Here is a 16,710-nt window from a genome sequence, read left to right on the forward strand (position 1 = left end):
GGGCCGGGCAGAGGGAGGTTCACGAGCAGGTGGAGCGCAGGACGATCGGCGCGGGGGCGCTCGCGGTGGGGGCCGTCGGACTCGGGTGCATGCCGATGAGCTGGGGGTACAGCGGGTCGAGGCAGCGGGGCGACGAGTCGCTCAGAACCGCGCACCGGGCGCTGGACCTGGGTTCGACCCTCCTGGACACGGCGGACATGTACGGCCCGTTCACCAATGAGCTGCTGCTGGGGCGGGTGCTGAAGGAGCGGCGCCGGGAGGCCTTCGTGTCGACGAAGGTGGGGCTGCTGGTGGGTGAGCAGCACATCGTGGCCAACGGCCGCCCCGGATACGTGAAACGGGCCTGCGACGCCTCGCTGCGGCGTCTGCAGACGGACGTGATCGACCTCTACCAGCTGCACCGCGCCGACCCCGAGGTCCCGGTCGAGGAGACCTGGGGCGCGATGGCGGACCTCGTCCGGGCGGGCAAGGTGAGGGCGCTGGGCCTGTGTGCCATGGGCGCGCGCGGCGGCCGGCGCTCCGGGGCCGGACTGCACGACACGACCCTGCGCCAGTTGCAGCGGGTGCAGCAGGTCTTCCCGGTGGCCGCGGTGGAGGCGGAGCTGTCGGTGTGGTCGCAGGAGGCGCTGCGGGCGCTGCTGCCCTGGTGCGAGGCCCGGGGTGTGGGGTTTCTCGCGGCGATGCCGCTGGGCAACGGCTTCCTGACCGGCACGCTGACCCCGGGCGAGGGCTTCGAACCGGACGACCTGCGCGCTCGCCATCCCCGTTTCACGGCCGAGATGATGGCGGCCAACCAGCCGATCGTCGCGGGCCTGCGCCGGATCGCCCTCCGCCACGGCGAGCACGTCACCCCGGCGCAGGTCGCCCTGGCCTGGGTCCTGGCCCAGGGCCGCCATGTGATCGCCCTTCCGGGCACGAAGCGGGAACGCTGGGCCGCGGAGAACGCGACGGCGGCCGGCCTTCACCTGACCCGGGAGGACCTGACGGAGATCTCCCGGCTGCCGGCGGCACGGGGGTCGTGGGACTGAGGGGACCGGGGGGAGGGAACGGGCGTCGGGACGCGGGCGGACAGGCGATGCTGGACGAGTGGGCATCACCCACCCGCCGCTGGATCACCCCTTCGAAGGGACCATGATCGTGCAACGTCGAGCTGTGCCGGCCGTGTTGGCCCTGGCCGCCCTCCTGCTGACGGCCGGCTGTTCCTCCGGCGGAGGGGGCTTCCCGAACGGCGCCGGAGGGACACCCCCCACGGGTACGGCAGCGGGCACACCCTCCTCCGGCCGGGCCGCCGAGCCGGCCCCGCCGGCCAGGGGCTCGGTGAAGGTGCTGCGCACCGTGGCCGAGGGGCTGAAGACACCCTGGGGGCTGGCACCGCTGCCGGACGGCGCCCTGCTGGTCTCCTCCCGGGACGACGGGACGATCACCCGGATCGACGAGCGGACGGGCCGCAGGACCGAGCTGGGCAAGGTCTCCGGGGTCTCGCCGGCCGGCGAGGGCGGTCTGCTGGGCATCGCCCTCTCCCCCGACCACGCCTCGGACCACATGATCTACGCCTACTTCACCTCCGCCTCGGACAACCGCATCGTCCGCATGCTGTACGACGAGCGAAAGCCGGCCGGTGAGCAACTGGGCGCCCCCGACACGGTGTTCAAGGGCATCCCCAAGGGCGCCGTCCACAACGGCGGCCGTATCGCCTTCGGCCCGGACGGCATGCTGTACGCGGGCACCGGCGACAGCGGCAGGCGGGGGCTCGCCCAGGACAGGCAGTCCCTCGGCGGCAAGATCCTGCGTCTGACCCCGGAGGGCGAACCGGCTCCGGGCAACCCCTTCCCCCACTCCCCGGTGTACTCGTACGGCCACCGCAACGTCCAGGGCCTGGCCTGGGACGACAGACAGCGCCTGTTCGCCTCGGAGTTCGGGCAGGACACCTGGGACGAGCTGAACGCGGTCAAGCCGGGCGGGGACTACGGCTGGCCGAAGGCCGAGGGCAGGTCCTCGGATGCCGCCTTCCAGAACCCGCTGGCCCAGTGGCACACCGACGACGCCTCCCCCAGCGGCATCGCCTGGGTGAAGGGCGTGATCTGGATGGCCGGCCTGAAGGGTCAGCGCCTGTGGCGCATCCCGCTGCGGGGCACGGAGGCCTCGGCGGCACCGCAGGCCTTCCTCACCGGGACGTACGGCCGGCTGCGGACGGTGGTCGCGGCGGGTGGCGACAAGGTGTGGCTGGTGACGAGCAACACGGACGGCCGGGGACGGCCGAAGCCGGGGGACGACCGGGTGCTGGAGGTGCAGGTGGCCTAGCGCTCGGCGCCCGCCCGGCCGCTCACGCCTCCTCCCGTCCCCCCGGCTCCCCTTCCGGGCCCTCTCCCGGGGTCGGCTCCGGCTCCGCGGCGGCCGGCGGCGGTTCCGGCAGTCGTATGACGGCCTTCCCGGACGCCAGGTCGATGGGGCCCCGTCCAGGGTCGTTGTCGCCGACGTCCTCGCGGGTCAGCTCGAGCCGGTTCTGCTCGTCCCGGGTGTGTTTGCGGCCGGGTGCGAACAGTTCCTCGAAGGCGTTGAACACGGCCTCTCCCCCCGCTTCTCCCCTTCACGGCTTTTCTCCAGCGTAGGTCTCAGCCCGCCGTACCGGCAGTGAGCGGGTCGGCCGGGAACAGCTCCAGCCGGTGCGCCATCGCGGCTGCCTCTCCCCGGCCCGAGACGCCCAGCTTGCTCAGGATGTTGGAGACGTGAACACTCGCGGTCTTCGGGGAGATGAACAGTTCCTCGGCGATCTGGCGGTTGGTGCGGCCGTCCGAGACCAGGCGGAGCACGTCCCGTTCCCGGCTGGTGAGGCCGAGGGCCGTGACCGGGTCGACGGGTGCGAGGGCCCGGCGTGGGCTGAGGCGGGCGCGCTGGGCGAGCCGGGTGACGGCGTCGGCAAGCGGGCGGGCGCCGAGGTGGTCGGCGACCGCCCCGGCCAGCCGGAGCAGTTCGGTGGCGCGGCAGCGCTCGTCCTCGCCGCCGTCGGCGAGCAGGGACTCGGCGAGGCGGTGGCGCAGCCGGGCGAGGTCGTACGGGCGGTCCAGGCACTCGAACGCGGCCACCACCCGTGACCAGGCGTCGGCGGTGTCCCGGCCCTCGGCCCGGTGCAACTCGGCGCGGGTCCACTGCTCGTAGGCCTCCCACAGGGGTATGCCGGTGGTGAGTCCCCGGGCGGCCTCGCTCAGGCGGTGCAGGGTCTCGGCGCGGCCGGGCGCGGCGGCGGGCAGGGCCCGGGCGTCGGCCTCCGCGCGGGCGGCGGCCAGCAGCAGGGGCCAGGTGCCGCGGTGGGTGCCGGGCGGGAAACCGGCTTCCAGGACCGCCTGCAGTTCGGCGCGGGCGTCGAGGATCCGGCCCTCCGCGGCGGCGATGCCGAGGGCGACCCGTGCCACGGGCAGCCACTGCTGGGGCATGGGGTTGAGCACGCCGTAGTGGGCGCGGGTGGAGGCGAGTTGCCGGGCGGCCTGCGCGAGGTCGCCGCGGGCCAGGGCCAGGCGGGCCAGCTTGAGGGCGCCCGCGCCGCGGGGTCTGGCGCTGTGGCCGACCCGGGTGGCGTGGGCGGCGGCCTCGGCCGCCTCCTCCCACTCGCCGAGCACGTACAACGCGTGGGAGAGGTTGCCCCACACCCACGCCTCGGAGTCGAGGAGTCCGTACCGGCGGGTGAAGGCGATGCCTTCGCGCAGGAGCTGTGCGGCTTCCCGGGTGCGGCCGACGCCGCTCAGCTCGGACGGCAGGTTCACATAGGCGCGGCTCGCGACCTGGGTCACGCCTTCCGTCAGGGCGTCCTCCTTGACCTGCCGCATCTGCGCCAGCCCGGCCTCGACGTCGCCTGCGTCCACCATGAGGCCGCCCAGGGTGAGGCGCGCGTGCAGTTCGGTCTCGCGGGTGCCGAGCATGCGCGCGTACTCCACGGCCCGCTCGGCGGCGACGAAGGCCTCGGCTCCGGGCCGGTGCAGCATCGACCAGTTGGCGACCCGCGCGAGGACCTCGGCGTGCACCGCCGACGGCGGCAGGCCGCGCACCAGTTCCTGGGCGGTGGCCAGCTCCTGCCATCCGTCGCCGCGCGCCTGGGCCTGGACGAGGCGGGAGCGCTGTACCCAGAACCAGGCGGCGCGCAGGGGGTCCGGTTCGTCCTCGAGGAGGCGCAGGGCCCGTTTGGTGATCTTCAGCGCGCGTTCGCGTTCGCCGCCGAAGCGGCCCGCGACGGCGGCTTCGGCCATCAGGTCGAGGCAGCGCAGCGGGGTGGTGGCGGGGTCGCAGCCGCACGGGGGGTATGCCTCGGTGTAGTCGGCCGGGCGCAGGGCGGAGCGCACCTCCTGCGGGGCGCTGTCCCACAGCTCCATCGCCCGCTCCAGGAGCCCGAGCTGCTCGGTGTAGGCGTGCCGGCGGCGGGCCACGACGGAGGCGTCCAGGACGGCGGGCAGGGCCTTGGCTGCGTCATGGGCGTGGTACCAGTAACTGGCCAGGCGCATCGCGCGCGCGTCGGCCGGGACGAGCGTGGGGTCGGCCTCCAGGGCTTCGGCGTAGCGGCGGTTGAGCCGGGAGCGTTCGCCGGGCAGCAGGTCGTCGGCGACGGCCTCGCGGACCAGGGAGTGCCGGAAGCGGTAGCCGTCGCCGGTGCGCGTGACGGTGAGGATGTTGGCGCCGACGGCTGCCCGCAGCGCCTCGATGAGGTCGTCCTCGCCGAGCCGGACGACCGCGGCGATCAGCCGGTACTCCACGGTGGAGCCGCCCTCTGCCACGACCCGGGCGACCCGCTGGGCGCTCTCGGGCAGCGCCTCGACCCGGACCAGGAGCAGATCGCGCAGGGAGTCGGTGAGTCCGGTGCAGCAGCCGTCGCAGGCGGCGACGGCGAGTTCCTCGACGAAGAAGGCGTTGCCGTCGGAGCGTTCGAAGATCTCGTCCACCTGGGCGGGGTCGGGTTCGGCGGCGAGGATGCCGGCGATCTGGCGGCCGACCTCCTCGCGTGTGAGGCGGCCGAGTTCGATGCGGCGGACGGTGCGCAGCCGGTCGAGTTCGGCGAGCAGGGGGCGCAGCGGGTGGCGGCGGTGGATGTCGTCGGAGCGGTAGCTGGCGAGGACGAGGAGCTTGCCTGCGCGCAGGGTGCGGAAGAGGTAGGCGAGGAGGTGGCGGGTGGAGGCGTCGGCCCAGTGCAGGTCCTCCAGGACGAGCACGACCGGCCGGTCGGCGGCGATCCTTTCGAGCAGGCGGACGGTGATTTCGAACAGGCGGGCCATGCCCTGCTCGTCGTGGCGGCCGGCGCCTGCCTCGCCCAGGTCGGGCAGGAGGCGGGCCAGTTCCTCCTGCTGGCCGTGCGCGGCGGCGGCGAACTCCTCGGGCAGGGCGTCGCGCAGCGCGCGCAGCGCGGTCGAGAAGGGGGCGAACGGCAGTCCGTCGGCGCCGATCTCCACACAGCCGCCGACGGCGACGACCGCGTGCCGGCCGGCGGCCGTGGCGAACTCCTCGACGAGGCGGGTCTTGCCGACCCCGGCCTCGCCACCGAGCAGCAGCGCCTGCGGCTCGCCGGCGCGGGCGCGGGCGAGCGCGTCGTTCAAGGTGTCCAACTCGTCGGCACGGCCGACGAACACGGGACTGACGGACCTGGTCTCCACGGGCCCGAGCATCGCACGGGGGCCGGACGGCAGGGCACCGGTTTTCCACAGGTCCGGTGTGATCGTCGTACCGGCGGGTGGAGGGGTGGGAGCAACGGACGGAAGGGCCGCACGACGGGGGTGGACAGTCGTACGACCCTGGGCCGGGAGGTCCGGAAGGCGGCCCACCCCCGTACGGTCGCCCTGCGTCCCGGCCCCGTCCGTCGGCCGGGTGGTCACGCGGTGCGCGGGAGCCGGTGCCGGCGGGGGCGGCCGGTATGGGACTCGGCGACCGCGCTGTCGTGGCGGGCGGCACGGCGGGTCCGGGCGGCGCTGCGGGCCAGGCGCTGCTGCTCGGCCTCGCGGATCAGCTCGGCGGAGCGCATCTTGTGGTACTCGAACTCGATCACGGCGTGTCCTTCGAGGAGAGTCGGTGTCGTGCGTCGCTTTCTGCGATGCCTCCACCTTCGTCTCCCAGGGGGGTGCGCCACATGGGGAGAGTTCCGCATCTTCGGGCGGCGTACGGGCCGCACGCACGCGTAAGGGGCCTCAGGGAGTCCCTAAGGTGCTCATGGAATCCCTAAGGCCCCGGGGAGCCGCGCGTTCTCAGCCAGTCGAGGGCAGGGCGAGCAGGGCGTCGGAGTACTTCAGGACCGCCAGCAGCAGCCCGATGACGCCGAGCGAGACGCCGGCCCAGGCGACCGACCTGATCCAGGGTGCCTGCGGCCGGCCGGGGGCACCGAAGGCGGGCCGGGCGAGCACGACCACACCGGTCAGCAGCGCGGCCAGCGCGAACAGGCCGGCCCACAGGGCGGTGCTGTGCCAGGCGTTGCCGTAGACCGCCTTGATCTGGGTGGCGACGCTCGCGGTGGAGGAGGTCCGCAGCTGACCGATGAGTTGCTCGCGGGCGCCGGCGACGGTGCCGATCCAGCCACCGCTGAGCGAGACGAGACCCAGCGCGGCCGAGACGACCGCACCGGCGCCCTGGCCGACCCCGAAAGGCACGTTCTCCTGCGTGGCTTCCGCCTCCTCGGCGGCCTCCTCCGCGGCCTCCTCGTCGGCGGGCTTCTCCCCGGCGGCGTCCGCCTGCCCGGAGTCCCCCTCGGGAACCTCCGCCCGCGCGGCTTCCTCCCCGGTGGTGGCGGCCTCCACCGCCGTCTCGTCGCTCTGCGCCTCGGCGGGGGCCTTGGCGCCTTCCTCTGTCTTCGTAGCCATGCCCGGCACCGTACGGACCCTGTCTGAGAGGTCCCTTAATGATCGCTGTGCGCGGTACGCGCGCGTGCCGCGCGCCACTCGGGAGCGAGGACCGACCAGATCTCGGTGCTGGTGCGCACGCCCCGGTGCGGGTAGTTCTCGCGGAGCACACCCTCGCGGGTCATGCCGAGCCGCTGGGCCACCTTGATGCTGGGCTCGTTGGCGGAGGACACATGCCACTCCACACGGTGCATGCCGCGTTCCTCGACGGCCCAGTCCAGCAGCACCCGCATGCCCCGGGTGACCAGTCCGCGCCCGGCCGCCGCGGGCTCCAGCCAGCAGCCGGCCTCGCACACCCCGCTCGGCGTGTCCCACACCCGGAACAGCAGGCCGCCGACCAGCTTCCCGTCCAGCCAGATGCCGTGCAGACTGCCGGCGTCGACAGCGCGCTTGTCGGCGTACGACCTCACCCAGGAACGGGCGCCCTCCAGGTCACGGACCACGTCCGGCAGCCCGATGTGCCGGCCGATGAACTCCCGCCCCCGGTCGACGTTGGCGAGGACCTCCTCGGCGTGCCAGACCTCCAGGGGCCGCAGCTCGGCTCCGTCGTCACCCAGGGATATCGCGTACATCGTGCTGCTCGTCCTTCCGCAGTTCGTCCACCGGGACCTCGCCGAGCCTCTCATGCGCGGCGCGGCACTCGGGCGGCTCGATGCTGATGCGGGGCAGGCGGCGCTCCAGCCAGGCGGGCAGCCACCAGTTGGCGGCGCCGAGCAGGTGCATCAGCGCGGGCACCAGCAGGGTGCGCAGCACGAAGGCGTCCAGGGCGACGGCGGAGGCCAGCGCGATGCCGAACATGGCGATCACACGGTCGCCGCTGAGCACGAAGGCCAGGAAGACCGAGATCATGATGATCGCGGCCGAGTTGATGACCCGGCTGGTCTCGGCGAGGCCGACCCGGACGGCACGCCGGTTGTCACCGGTCTCCAGCCACTCCTCGTACATCCGGCTGACCAGGAAGACCTGGTAGTCCATGGAGAGTCCGAAGAGGACGGACACCATGATCACGGGCAGGAACGGCTCGATGGGACCGGCCCGGCCGAGGCCGAGCAGTTCGCTGCCCCAGCCCCACTGGAAGACGGCGACGACGACGCCGAACGCGGCGGCCACGGCGGCGATGTTCATCACCGCGGCCTTCAGCGGGACGCCGAGCGAACGGAACGCGACGAGCAGCAGCAGACAGCCGAGCCCGATGACCGCGCCGACGAACAGCGGTAGTTTCCCGACGATCACATCCGCGAAGTCGTCGTAACCGGCGGTGACCCCGCCGACCTGGATGCCGAGGGAGGTGCCGGTCTCCGCGCGCGGCAGCACCTTCGTGCGCAGTCGGTCCACGAGATCGCTGGTGTCCTGTGACTGCGGCGCCGAGTCCGGGACGACGGTGAGGTAGGCGGTGGTGCCGTCGGCGGAATAGGTGGCCGGGGTGGCGGAGGCGACGCCCCGGGTGGCGCGCAGGGTGGTGTCGAGGTTGTCCAGGGCCAGCTCGTCGTCGCCGCCGTCCACCCGGGTGACCAGGGTGAGCGGTCCGTCCACCCCGGGCCCGAAGCCGTCGGCGAGCAGGTCGTAGGCCTTGCGGGTGGTGGAGGTGCGGGGGTCGTTGCCCTGGTCGGAGGTGCCGAGGTGGAGGGAGAGGGCCGGCAGGGCGAGCAGCGCGACCACGGCGACGGCGAGCGAACCGAGCAGCTTGGGCCGGCGTTCGACGAGCGCCGACCAGCGGGCGGCGAGACCGGTGGGCAGCTCCGGGCGCGGCCCGTGTTCGGCGAGCCTGCCCCGCTCGCGGCGGCTGAGGGCCCGGGGGCCGATGTACGACAGCAGGGCGGGCAGCAGGGTGACCGAGGCGGCGACGGTCAGCACCACCGTCAGCGAGGCGGCGACGGCGACGCCGTTGAGGAAGCCGAGCCGCAGGGTCAGCATCCCCAGCAGGGCTATGCACACCGTCGCACCCGCGAACACGACCGCGCGTCCCGTGGTGGCCACGGCGTTCACGGCGGCCTCGGTGACGCTCAGCCCGCGTTTCAGACCGCGCCGGTGTCTGGTCACGATGAACAGCGCGTAGTCGATGCCGACGCCGAGACCGATCAGCATGCCGAGCATGGGCGCGAAGTCGGCGACCGTCATGGCGTGTCCGAGCAGCCCGATGCCGGCGTAGGCGGTGCCGACGCCGACCAGCGCGGTGGCGATGGGCAGAGCCGAGGCGGCGAGCGAGCCGAAGGCGAGGAACAGTACGACGGCCGCGACGAGGACGCCGACCACCTCGGCGGTGTGCTCGTGCGCGGACGCCGTGAGCCCGATCGCGCTGCCGCCCAGCTCCACGTGGAGCCCGTCGCGTTCGGCGGCCTTGGCGGTGCGCACCACGGCCCGCGCCTCGGAGGTTCCGATGTGCTCGACCGGCTGGGTGAAGGTCACGGTGGCGTAGGCGGTGTGGCCGTCGGCGCTGATCCGGTGCGCGCCCCGGCTGCCGTACGGCCCGGTCACCGAGGCGACCGCGGGCAGCGCGGCGATCCGGCGCAGGGTGCGGGTCATGGTCCGCTTGACACCGGCGGCGCGGACGGTGCCGGTGACGGTGTGCCAGACGACGGTGTCGCTGTCCCCGCCCAGACCCGGGAAACCGTCCTCGAGCAGCTGCGCCGCGCGGCCCGACTCGGTGCCGGGGACGCTGTAGTCGTTCGAGTACGACGAACCGGCCACTGCTGCGGCCGCGGTGACACCGCCGAAGGCGAGGAGCCACAGCAGGACGGCGATCAGCCGATGCCGGACACACCAACGGGCGAGGTCTGCCACGGACGTGCTCCCAGTGATGATGTGTGGATCTTTGACCGGGAACGATCGTCCATGAGGTGAACAGCCCGCAAAGAACATATGAGTAAGCGCAGGACACTCTTGCAGGCGAAAGTGATCGTTTGTCGCGTTCGTGGGCTTGTTCACAAGAGTGGGAGGCACATCACAGGACACGCGTGCGCACTCTGTCGCCCGGAGGTACGAGGACGGCCCCGGAGGTCACACCTCCGGGGCCGCACCACGGGTCTCAGCCCTCGCTGACGCCCAGCTTCTGCAGGATCAGCTCCTTGACGCGAGCCGCGTCGGCCTGACCCCGGGTCGCCTTCATGACCGCGCCGACCAGGGCGCCGGCCGCGGCCACCTTGCCACCGCGGATCTTGTCGGCGATGGCCGGGTTGCCGGCGATGGCCTCCTCGACGGCGGCGGTCAGCGCGCCCTCGTCGGAGACGACCTTCAGACCGCGCTTGTCGACGACCTCGTCCGGGGTGCCCTCGCCCGCGAGGACGCCCTCGATGACCTGGCGGGCCAGCTTGTCGTTCAGGTCACCCTTCGCGACCAGCTCGGCGACCCGGGCCACCTGCTGCGCGGTGATCGCCAGCTCGTCCAGCGCCTTGCCGGACTCGTTGGCGCTGCGTGCCAGTTCGCCCATCCACCACTTGCGGGCGGAGGCCGCGTCGGCACCGGCGTCGATCGTGGCGACGATCGGCTCCAGCGCACCGGCGTTGAGGATCGCCTGCATATCGGTGGCGGAGATGCCCCACTCGGCCAGCAGCCGGGTGCGGCGGGCCAGCGGCATTTCGGGCAGGGCCGCCCGGATCTCCTCGACCCACTCGCGCGAGGGCGCGACCGGGACCAGGTCGGGCTCCGGGAAGTACCGGTAGTCCTCGGCCTCTTCCTTCACGCGGCCCGAGGTCGTGGACCCGGTGTCCTCGTGGAAGTGGCGGGTCTCCTGCACGATCGAGCCGCCGTCGCCGAGCACGGCCGCGTGCCGCTGGATCTCGAAGCGGACCGCACGCTCCACCGAACGCAGCGAGTTGACGTTCTTGGTCTCGCTGCGCGTGCCGAACTTGTCGGCGTCCTTGGGCATCAGCGACAGGTTCACGTCGCAGCGCATCTGGCCCATCTCCATACGGGCCTCGGACACGCCGAGCGCGCGGATCAGCTCGCGCAGCTCACGGACGTACGCCTTCGCCACCTCGGGGGCGCGCTCGCCGGCGCCGACGATCGGCTTGGTGACGATCTCGATCAGCGGGATACCGGCGCGGTTGTAGTCCAGCAGGGAGTGGGACGCGCCGTGGATACGGCCCGTGGCGCCGCCGACGTGCGTCGACTTGCCGGTGTCCTCCTCCATGTGGGCGCGCTCGATCTCCACGCGGAAGGTCTCGCCGTCCTCCAGCTGTACGTCGAGGTAGCCGTTGAAGGCGATCGGCTCGTCGTACTGGGAGGTCTGGAAGTTCTTCGGCATGTCCGGATAGAAGTAGTTCTTCCGGGCGAAGCGGCACCACTCGGCGATCTCGCAGTTCAGCGCGAGGCCGATCTTGATGGCGGACTCGACGCCGGTCGCGTTGACGACCGGGAGCGCGCCGGGCAGGCCGAGGCAGGTCGGGCAGGTCTGCGAGTTGGGCTCGGCACCCAGTTCGGTCGAACAGCCGCAGAACATCTTGGTCTTGGTGCCGAGTTCGACATGGACCTCAAGGCCCATGACGGGGTCGTACGACGCCAGCGCGTCCTCGTACGACACCAGGTCGGTCGTGGTGGTCACGGTGAAAACTTCCCTCTCAGCCCAGCAGGACGTCGTCGTCGCCCAGCCGCTTCAGCTCGCGGTAGAGGATCGCGAGGCCGGTCACGATCGCCACGGCGGAGACCGTGGCGTCGATCAGCCGCAGCGTGTCGTGCTCGGCGCGGGCCTTCTTGATCTGCTTGGTGACACCGATCGCGCCGAACGCGGTGGTGGCCATCGACAGGTACGTACCGGACTTGGACTTCTTGAAGTCCTTGGCCTTGGACAGCTTGCTCACAGCGACGGAGCCTCCTCCAGCAGCGGGTGTCCCCACTTTTCCACGAAGGCGGCCTCGACGGCGGCGCCGACCTTGTACAGCCGGTCGTCCTTCATCGCGGGGGCGATGATCTGCAGGCCCACCGGGAGGTTGTCCTCCGGGGCGAGACCGCAGGGCAGGGACATGGCCGCGTTGCCCGCCAGGTTGGTCGGGATGGTGCACAGGTCCGCGAGGTACATCGCCATCGGGTCGTCGGCGCGCTCGCCGATCGCGAAGGCGGTGGTCGGCGTCGTCGGCGAGACGATCACGTCGACCTGCTCGAAGGCCTTCTCGAAGTCGCGCGTGATGAGCGTGCGGACCTTCTGCGCGGAGCCGTAGTACGCGTCGTAGTAGCCGCTCGACAGGGCGTACGTGCCGAGCATGACGCGGCGCTTGACCTCCGGGCCGAAGCCGGCCTCGCGGGTGAGCGAGGTGACCTCCTCGGCCGAGTGGCGGCCGTCGTCGCCGGTCCGCAGGCCGTAGCGCAGGCCGTCGAAGCGGGCGAGGTTGGAGGAGCACTCGGACGGCGCGATCAGGTAGTACGCCGACAGGGCGAGGTCGAAGGACGGGCAGTCCAGCTCGACGATCTCGGCGCCCAGCTCCTTCAGCAGCGCGACGGACTCGTCGAAGCGCTGGATGACACCGGCCTGGTAGCCCTCGCCGCGGAACTGCTTGACCACGCCGACGCGCATGCCCGCGACGCTGCCGTTCCGGGCGGCCTCGACGACCGGCGGGACCGGGGCGTCGATGGACGTCGAGTCGAGCGGGTCGTGCCCGGCGATGACCTCGTGCAGGAGGGCCGCGTCCAGGACCGTGCGGGCGCAGGGGCCGCCCTGGTCCAGGGAGGACGAGAACGCCACCATGCCGAAGCGGGACACCGCGCCGTACGTCGGCTTCACGCCGACCGTGCCGGTGACGGCGGCCGGCTGGCGGATGGAGCCGCCGGTGTCGGTGCCGATGGCGAGCGGCGCCTCGAAGGAGGCGAGCGCGGCGGAGGAACCGCCGCCCGAGCCGCCGGGGATCTTGGTGAGGTCCCAGGGGTTGCCGGTCGGGCCGTAGGCGCTGTTCTCGGTCGAGGACCCCATGGCGAACTCGTCCATGTTGGTCTTGCCGAGGATGACGACGTCGGCGGCCTTCAGCCGCTTGGTGAGCGTCGCGTCGTACGGCGGGATCCAGCCCTCGAGGATCTTCGAGCCGACGGTCGTGGGCACGCCCTCGGTGGTGAAGATGTCCTTGAGCGCGAGCGGGACGCCGGCCAGCGGGCCGAGCTTCTCGCCGCGGGCCCGCTTCTCGTCCACGGCACGGGCCTGGGCGAGGGCACCCTCGCGGTCGACGTGCAGGAAGGCGTGCACCTTCTCGTCGACGGCCTCGATCCGGGCGAGGTGGGCCTCGGTGACCTCGACGGCCGTCAGCTCGCCGGAGGCGATCTTCTCGGCGATCTGCGCGGCCGTGAGCTTGATGATGTTGCTGTCCGTCATGGTGGTCACTCCTCCCCCAGGATCTGCGGCACCTTGAAACGCTGCTGCTCCTGGGCCGGGGCGCCGGAGAGCGCCTGCTCGGGGGTGAGCGAGGGACGGACCTCGTCCGACCGCATGACGTTCGTCAGCGGCAGCGGGTGCGAGGTCGGCGGTACGTCTTGGTCGGCGACCTCGCTGACGCGGGCGACCGCGCCGATGATGTCGTCCAGCTGTCCCGCGAAGTGGTCGAGTTCTTCGGGCTTCAGCTCCAGACGCGCCAGCCGGGCGAGGTGGGCGACCTCCTCGCGCGTGATGCCAGGCATGCAGCGATCCTCTGGGGTGAGTGTGTGTGGTTTGGGGCCAATCCTATGGGGCGGGGCCGGGTGGCCGTTAAACGGTTTCCCGACTCCCCGCCGTCAGCGGTGGCGGCCGTCCCAGACCTCGCTCTTCAGGAAGTGGTTGTCGTACAGCTCCTGGACCTCCAGGAGGCTCTCCGGGGTGACCTCGCCGAGGCGGATCCGCTGCAGGTGGCGGAAGTACTCGAAGCGCTCGACGCCCGGGGTGATGACGATCAGGATGTCGGCGGGGCTGCCGGGGACGGCGGCGAAGGCGTGCGGCCGGTCCGGCGGGACGACGACCAGGTCGCCGCGCCGGGCGGTGACCACGTCGTCGCCGGACAGCAGCTCGGCCTCGCCGTCGAGCAGGAAGAACATCTCGGCGGAGTTGTGGTGCACGTGCGGGCGGGCTCCGTCGGCACCCTCGGCGAGCGTGACCCGGACGGTGGACAGCGCGCCTCCGCTGGCGCTGCTGTCGGCGAGCAGTTTGACGGCAGTGGGCGCCTGACCGACCACCTCGGCCTCCGCGTCCCTGACCAGCACGGTCTCGTCGAACTTCGGCACGAACAGCGACATGATGCGTTTCCCCCTGTCGGACGCGCTCAGACCGCGAAGAGCAGTCCGGCACTGATCATTACAACGAACGCGGTGGCGAAGTGGATCCCGGACGCGACGGTTTTCGCGCCGCCGCCGCGCAGGACCATCATGATCATGGCGGCGGTCGCGCGGACGTGCACGTCCTGCGCGCGGCGCCGGGCCGCCCGCCACGACGCGGTGTTCACCCACCTGGTGGACCTGCCGTTCGCCACGGAAGAGGCACCGGCGGCGCTCAGGGAGGCGTTCGGCGAGCTGTTCACCGGGGTGGACGCCGATCACGGCCCCGGGCGGGGACCCCGGCCTGCTGACGCGCCCGGAACTACTCGGCGGCGGGCAACGCGGCGCGCGGCCTCTGCCACCCTCGTGAACCACGGGCCCGCAGCCACGCCGTCGTCTCATCGGGCGGCATCGCCGCAGCGACGAGCCACCCCTGTACGGCGTCACACCCCAGATCGCGCAGCCGCTCCCACGTCTCGTCGTCCTCCACGCCCTCGGCGACGACCAGCAACCCGAGGGAGTGCGCCAGATCGACGGTGCAGCGCACGATCTCCGCGTCCTCGTTGTCGACGGCCAGCCGCGCGACGAACGACCGGTCGATCTTCAGCTCGCTCACCGGCAGCCGCCTCAGGTGCACCAGGGACGAATACCCCGTGCCGAAGTCGTCCAGCGACATCTTCACACCGTGCCCGGTCAGGCCCGCGAGGGTGTCCGCGGCCCGCTGCGGGTCCTCCAGCAGCACATGCTCGGTGATCTCCAGCTGCAGGGCGCCCGCGGGGACCCCGTGCCGGGCCAGCCGGGCCGCGACCGATCCTGCGAAACCGGGCGTGTGCACATCACGCGGCGAGACGTTCACCGCCACCGGCACCCGCAGGCCCTGCGCGCGCCACTTGGCGACCTGTCCGAGCGCGGTCTCCAGGACGTACTCGGTCAGGTGGGGCATGAGGCCGGAGGACTCGGCGATCGCTATGAACTCGTCCGGCGGAACCTTCCCCCGCTCGGGATGCACCCAGCGGACCAGGGCCTCCAGGCCCGCGACCTGACCGTCGAAGCGGACCTTGGGCTGGTAGTGCAGCTGCACCTCGTGCGCGTCCAGCGCCCGGCGCAGGTCGCCCAGCAGGCCGAGCCGGTCCGGGGTGTTCGAGTCCCGCTTGGACTCGTACACCTCCACTCCCGTACGGTCCCTTTTCGCCTGGTACATCGCCACGTCCGCCCGCCGCAGCAGTCCCTCGGCGTCCAGGGCGTGGTCCGGGAAGACGGCGACACCGGCGCTGGCCTCCAGGACGAGGGTGAGCCCGTCGAGGTCCAGCGGGGAGCTGAGCGCGGCGACGAGGCCGCGGGCCACGCGCGTGGCCGACGTGGTGGAGTCGGCGACGGGCAGTAACACGGCGAACTCGTCACCGCCGAGGCGCGCTGCCTCCGCTCCGCGCGGCAGGGCGAGCCGCAGCCGGTCGGCTATCTGCAGCAGCAGCCGGTCCCCGGCGAGATGACCGAGGGTGTCGTTCACCGACCTGAACCGGTCGAGGTCGATCAGCATGAGGGCGGCGCGCGCACCGATGCGTTCGGCGTCGTCCAGAGCCGTCCAGATCCGCTCCAGCAGCCACTGCCGGTTGGGCAGCCCGGTCAACGGGTCGCGCAGCTGCTCCTCGGCCCGCGCGCGTGCCATCCAGAGCGTGGAGTCGAGGGCGATGAGGGGGATGGCGAACAGCGGGAGCAGGATCGGTTCAGCCACGGCGACGACGCACAGCAGCGGTGCGATGCCGAGCAGGGCGACGGCGAGCAGCCCCTGTCTCACCAGGGCGGTACGCGCCACGGTGGGCACCTTGCCGCGGCGCGGGGCGTACAGGTACCACTGCAGGCCGCGGCTGACCGCGAGATAGGCGACGGCGACGAGGACGACCTCGGGGGCCGTGGCGATGCTCCAGCTGTCCGGCCGCCAGGGCGCCTCGACGCTGGGGACCCGGCCGAACGCGCCGAGCAGCAGCGCGCCGGCGCCGATGCCGAGGAGGTCCACCGCACCGTGCAGCACGCCCTGCCGCCAGCGTTGGCGCCGGGCGATCCCGACCAGGACGACGACGGTGAGGCTGACCATGCCGGCGGGCACCCAGCCGTACAGCAGCAGGACGGCGAGGGTGAGGGCGGCTCCGGAGCCGGTGCCGCCCCACCAGCGGGCGCGGCCCAGCATGACGAGGTGCCCGACGATGACGCCGGTGAGCAGGGCCAGCGACCAGCCGACCGTGCCGCACGGGAAGAGGGCGTGATGGCCGCTGAAGGCACGGTAGAAACCGGCGCCGAGGACGAACGCGGCGGCGGCCACGACGGCCGCGGGCAGTGCGGGCCAGGACAGGTGCCGCTCCGCGTCGGCGTCCGCGCCGGCCAGACCGGGGGAGGGCGCGACACCCACCGGTATGGGCGGGTGGGCGTCGGGGGCGGCGCCCGGCCCGGCCACGCGGGCCCGCCCGCGCGTACGTCCGTGCACCCGCACCGTCCACCGGGTCCCTCGCCAGGCGCCCGCGCGACGGCGCAGGCGCAGCCGTGAGTCGGACGCGACGCTCTCGGTCGGTTCCATTCCCGTCCCTCTCACAGCCGGCGGTGCCCACGCCACGCGGCCCGATGTCCGACACCCATCAGCAGCTCCGCGTCGAAG

General features: G+C 72.6%; 15 protein-coding genes. 2 read left to right on the forward strand and 13 right to left on the reverse strand.

The window, feature by feature from the left end; translation table 11 throughout:
- The first annotated feature begins 29 nt into the window (after window positions 1-29).
- Both ACZ7HQ_RS30660 and ACZ7HQ_RS30665 read left to right on the forward strand, forming a co-directional pair.
- On the forward strand, window positions 30-1,028 hold the full coding sequence (locus ACZ7HQ_RS30660; RefSeq protein ID WP_470996755.1) for an aldo/keto reductase: 999 nt from the start codon (window positions 30-32) through the stop codon (window positions 1,026-1,028).
- A 103-nt stretch (window positions 1,029-1,131) separates the two neighbouring features.
- Window positions 1,132-2,301, forward strand: a complete 1,170-nt coding sequence (locus ACZ7HQ_RS30665) for a PQQ-dependent sugar dehydrogenase (protein ID WP_470996981.1) — start codon at window positions 1,132-1,134, stop codon at window positions 2,299-2,301.
- A 22-nt stretch (window positions 2,302-2,323) separates the two neighbouring features.
- Here ACZ7HQ_RS30665 and ACZ7HQ_RS30670 read toward each other — a convergent pair whose 3' ends face one another.
- The 13 genes from ACZ7HQ_RS30670 to ACZ7HQ_RS30730 form a co-directional block, all read right to left on the reverse strand.
- On the reverse strand, window positions 2,324-2,563 hold the full coding sequence (locus ACZ7HQ_RS30670) for a DUF6191 domain-containing protein (RefSeq protein WP_470996758.1): 240 nt from the start codon (window positions 2,561-2,563) through the stop codon (window positions 2,324-2,326).
- 49 nt (window positions 2,564-2,612) lie between these two features.
- Window positions 2,613-5,642, reverse strand: a complete 3,030-nt coding sequence (locus ACZ7HQ_RS30675) for a helix-turn-helix transcriptional regulator (RefSeq protein WP_470996983.1) — start codon at window positions 5,640-5,642, stop codon at window positions 2,613-2,615.
- A 203-nt stretch (window positions 5,643-5,845) separates the two neighbouring features.
- Window positions 5,846-6,019: a hypothetical protein gene (locus ACZ7HQ_RS30680; RefSeq protein ID WP_470996761.1), complete on the reverse strand. Its 174-nt coding sequence runs from the start codon at window positions 6,017-6,019 to the stop codon at window positions 5,846-5,848.
- Window positions 6,020-6,215: 196 nt separating this feature from the next.
- Window positions 6,216-6,824 carry a hypothetical protein gene (locus ACZ7HQ_RS30685; RefSeq protein WP_470996768.1) on the reverse strand — a complete coding sequence of 203 codons (609 nt, stop codon included), beginning with the start codon at window positions 6,822-6,824 and terminating at the stop codon, window positions 6,216-6,218.
- 35 nt (window positions 6,825-6,859) lie between these two features.
- Window positions 6,860-7,435: a GNAT family N-acetyltransferase gene (locus ACZ7HQ_RS30690; RefSeq protein ID WP_470996771.1), complete on the reverse strand. Its 576-nt coding sequence runs from the start codon at window positions 7,433-7,435 to the stop codon at window positions 6,860-6,862.
- Window positions 7,413-9,644, reverse strand: a complete 2,232-nt coding sequence (locus ACZ7HQ_RS30695; RefSeq protein ID WP_470996774.1) for an MMPL family transporter — start codon at window positions 9,642-9,644, stop codon at window positions 7,413-7,415. Before ACZ7HQ_RS30695 ends, ACZ7HQ_RS30690 begins: the two co-directional genes overlap by 23 nt.
- Window positions 9,645-9,888: 244 nt before the next feature.
- Entirely contained in the window at window positions 9,889-11,403 is a 1,515-nt protein-coding gene (gatB, locus tag ACZ7HQ_RS30700; RefSeq protein ID WP_470996777.1) for an Asp-tRNA(Asn)/Glu-tRNA(Gln) amidotransferase subunit GatB, read from the reverse strand.
- 16 nt (window positions 11,404-11,419) lie between these two features.
- Window positions 11,420-11,659, reverse strand: a complete 240-nt coding sequence (locus tag ACZ7HQ_RS30705) for a hypothetical protein (protein WP_053662973.1) — start codon at window positions 11,657-11,659, stop codon at window positions 11,420-11,422.
- Complete coding sequence (gatA, locus tag ACZ7HQ_RS30710; protein ID WP_470996780.1) at window positions 11,656-13,155, reverse strand: Asp-tRNA(Asn)/Glu-tRNA(Gln) amidotransferase subunit GatA; 1,500 nt, start codon at window positions 13,153-13,155, stop codon at window positions 11,656-11,658. The genes ACZ7HQ_RS30705 and gatA overlap by 4 nt, the downstream gene beginning before the upstream one ends.
- Window positions 13,156-13,160: 5 nt before the next feature.
- Window positions 13,161-13,457, reverse strand: a complete 297-nt coding sequence (gatC, locus tag ACZ7HQ_RS30715) for an Asp-tRNA(Asn)/Glu-tRNA(Gln) amidotransferase subunit GatC (RefSeq protein WP_329505585.1) — start codon at window positions 13,455-13,457, stop codon at window positions 13,161-13,163.
- 93 nt (window positions 13,458-13,550) lie between these two features.
- A complete protein-coding gene (locus tag ACZ7HQ_RS30720; protein WP_470996783.1) occupies window positions 13,551-14,045 on the reverse strand; it encodes a cupin domain-containing protein in 495 nt (164 codons plus the stop codon).
- Between the two features lie 26 nt (window positions 14,046-14,071).
- Complete coding sequence (locus ACZ7HQ_RS30725) at window positions 14,072-14,326, reverse strand: hypothetical protein (RefSeq protein ID WP_470996786.1); 255 nt, start codon at window positions 14,324-14,326, stop codon at window positions 14,072-14,074.
- Between the two features lie 59 nt (window positions 14,327-14,385).
- Entirely contained in the window at window positions 14,386-16,632 is a 2,247-nt protein-coding gene (locus tag ACZ7HQ_RS30730; protein WP_470996789.1) for a putative bifunctional diguanylate cyclase/phosphodiesterase, read from the reverse strand.
- Between the last annotated feature and the right edge of the window lie 78 nt (window positions 16,633-16,710).

The organism is Streptomyces sp. NPDC037290 (assembly GCF_055603245.1).

Bases quoted from the DNA above. Each gene is read 5' to 3' on its own strand.
- ACZ7HQ_RS30665 (WP_470996981.1), top strand. From the start codon at position 1,132: ATGATCGTGCAACGTCGAGCTGTGCCGGCCGTGTTGGCCCTGGCCGCC.
- ACZ7HQ_RS30675 (WP_470996983.1), bottom strand. From the start codon at position 5,642: ATGCTCGGGCCCGTGGAGACCAGGTCCGTCAGTCCCGTGTTCGTCGGC.
- ACZ7HQ_RS30685 (WP_470996768.1), bottom strand. From the start codon at position 6,824: ATGGCTACGAAGACAGAGGAAGGCGCCAAGGCCCCCGCCGAGGCGCAG.
- ACZ7HQ_RS30690 (WP_470996771.1), bottom strand. From the start codon at position 7,435: ATGTACGCGATATCCCTGGGTGACGACGGAGCCGAGCTGCGGCCCCTG.
- gatA (WP_470996780.1), bottom strand. From the start codon at position 13,155: ATGACGGACAGCAACATCATCAAGCTCACGGCCGCGCAGATCGCCGAG.
- gatC (WP_329505585.1), bottom strand. From the start codon at position 13,457: ATGCCTGGCATCACGCGCGAGGAGGTCGCCCACCTCGCCCGGCTGGCG.
- ACZ7HQ_RS30720 (WP_470996783.1), bottom strand. From the start codon at position 14,045: ATGTCGCTGTTCGTGCCGAAGTTCGACGAGACCGTGCTGGTCAGGGAC.
- ACZ7HQ_RS30730 (WP_470996789.1), bottom strand. From the start codon at position 16,632: ATGGAACCGACCGAGAGCGTCGCGTCCGACTCACGGCTGCGCCTGCGC.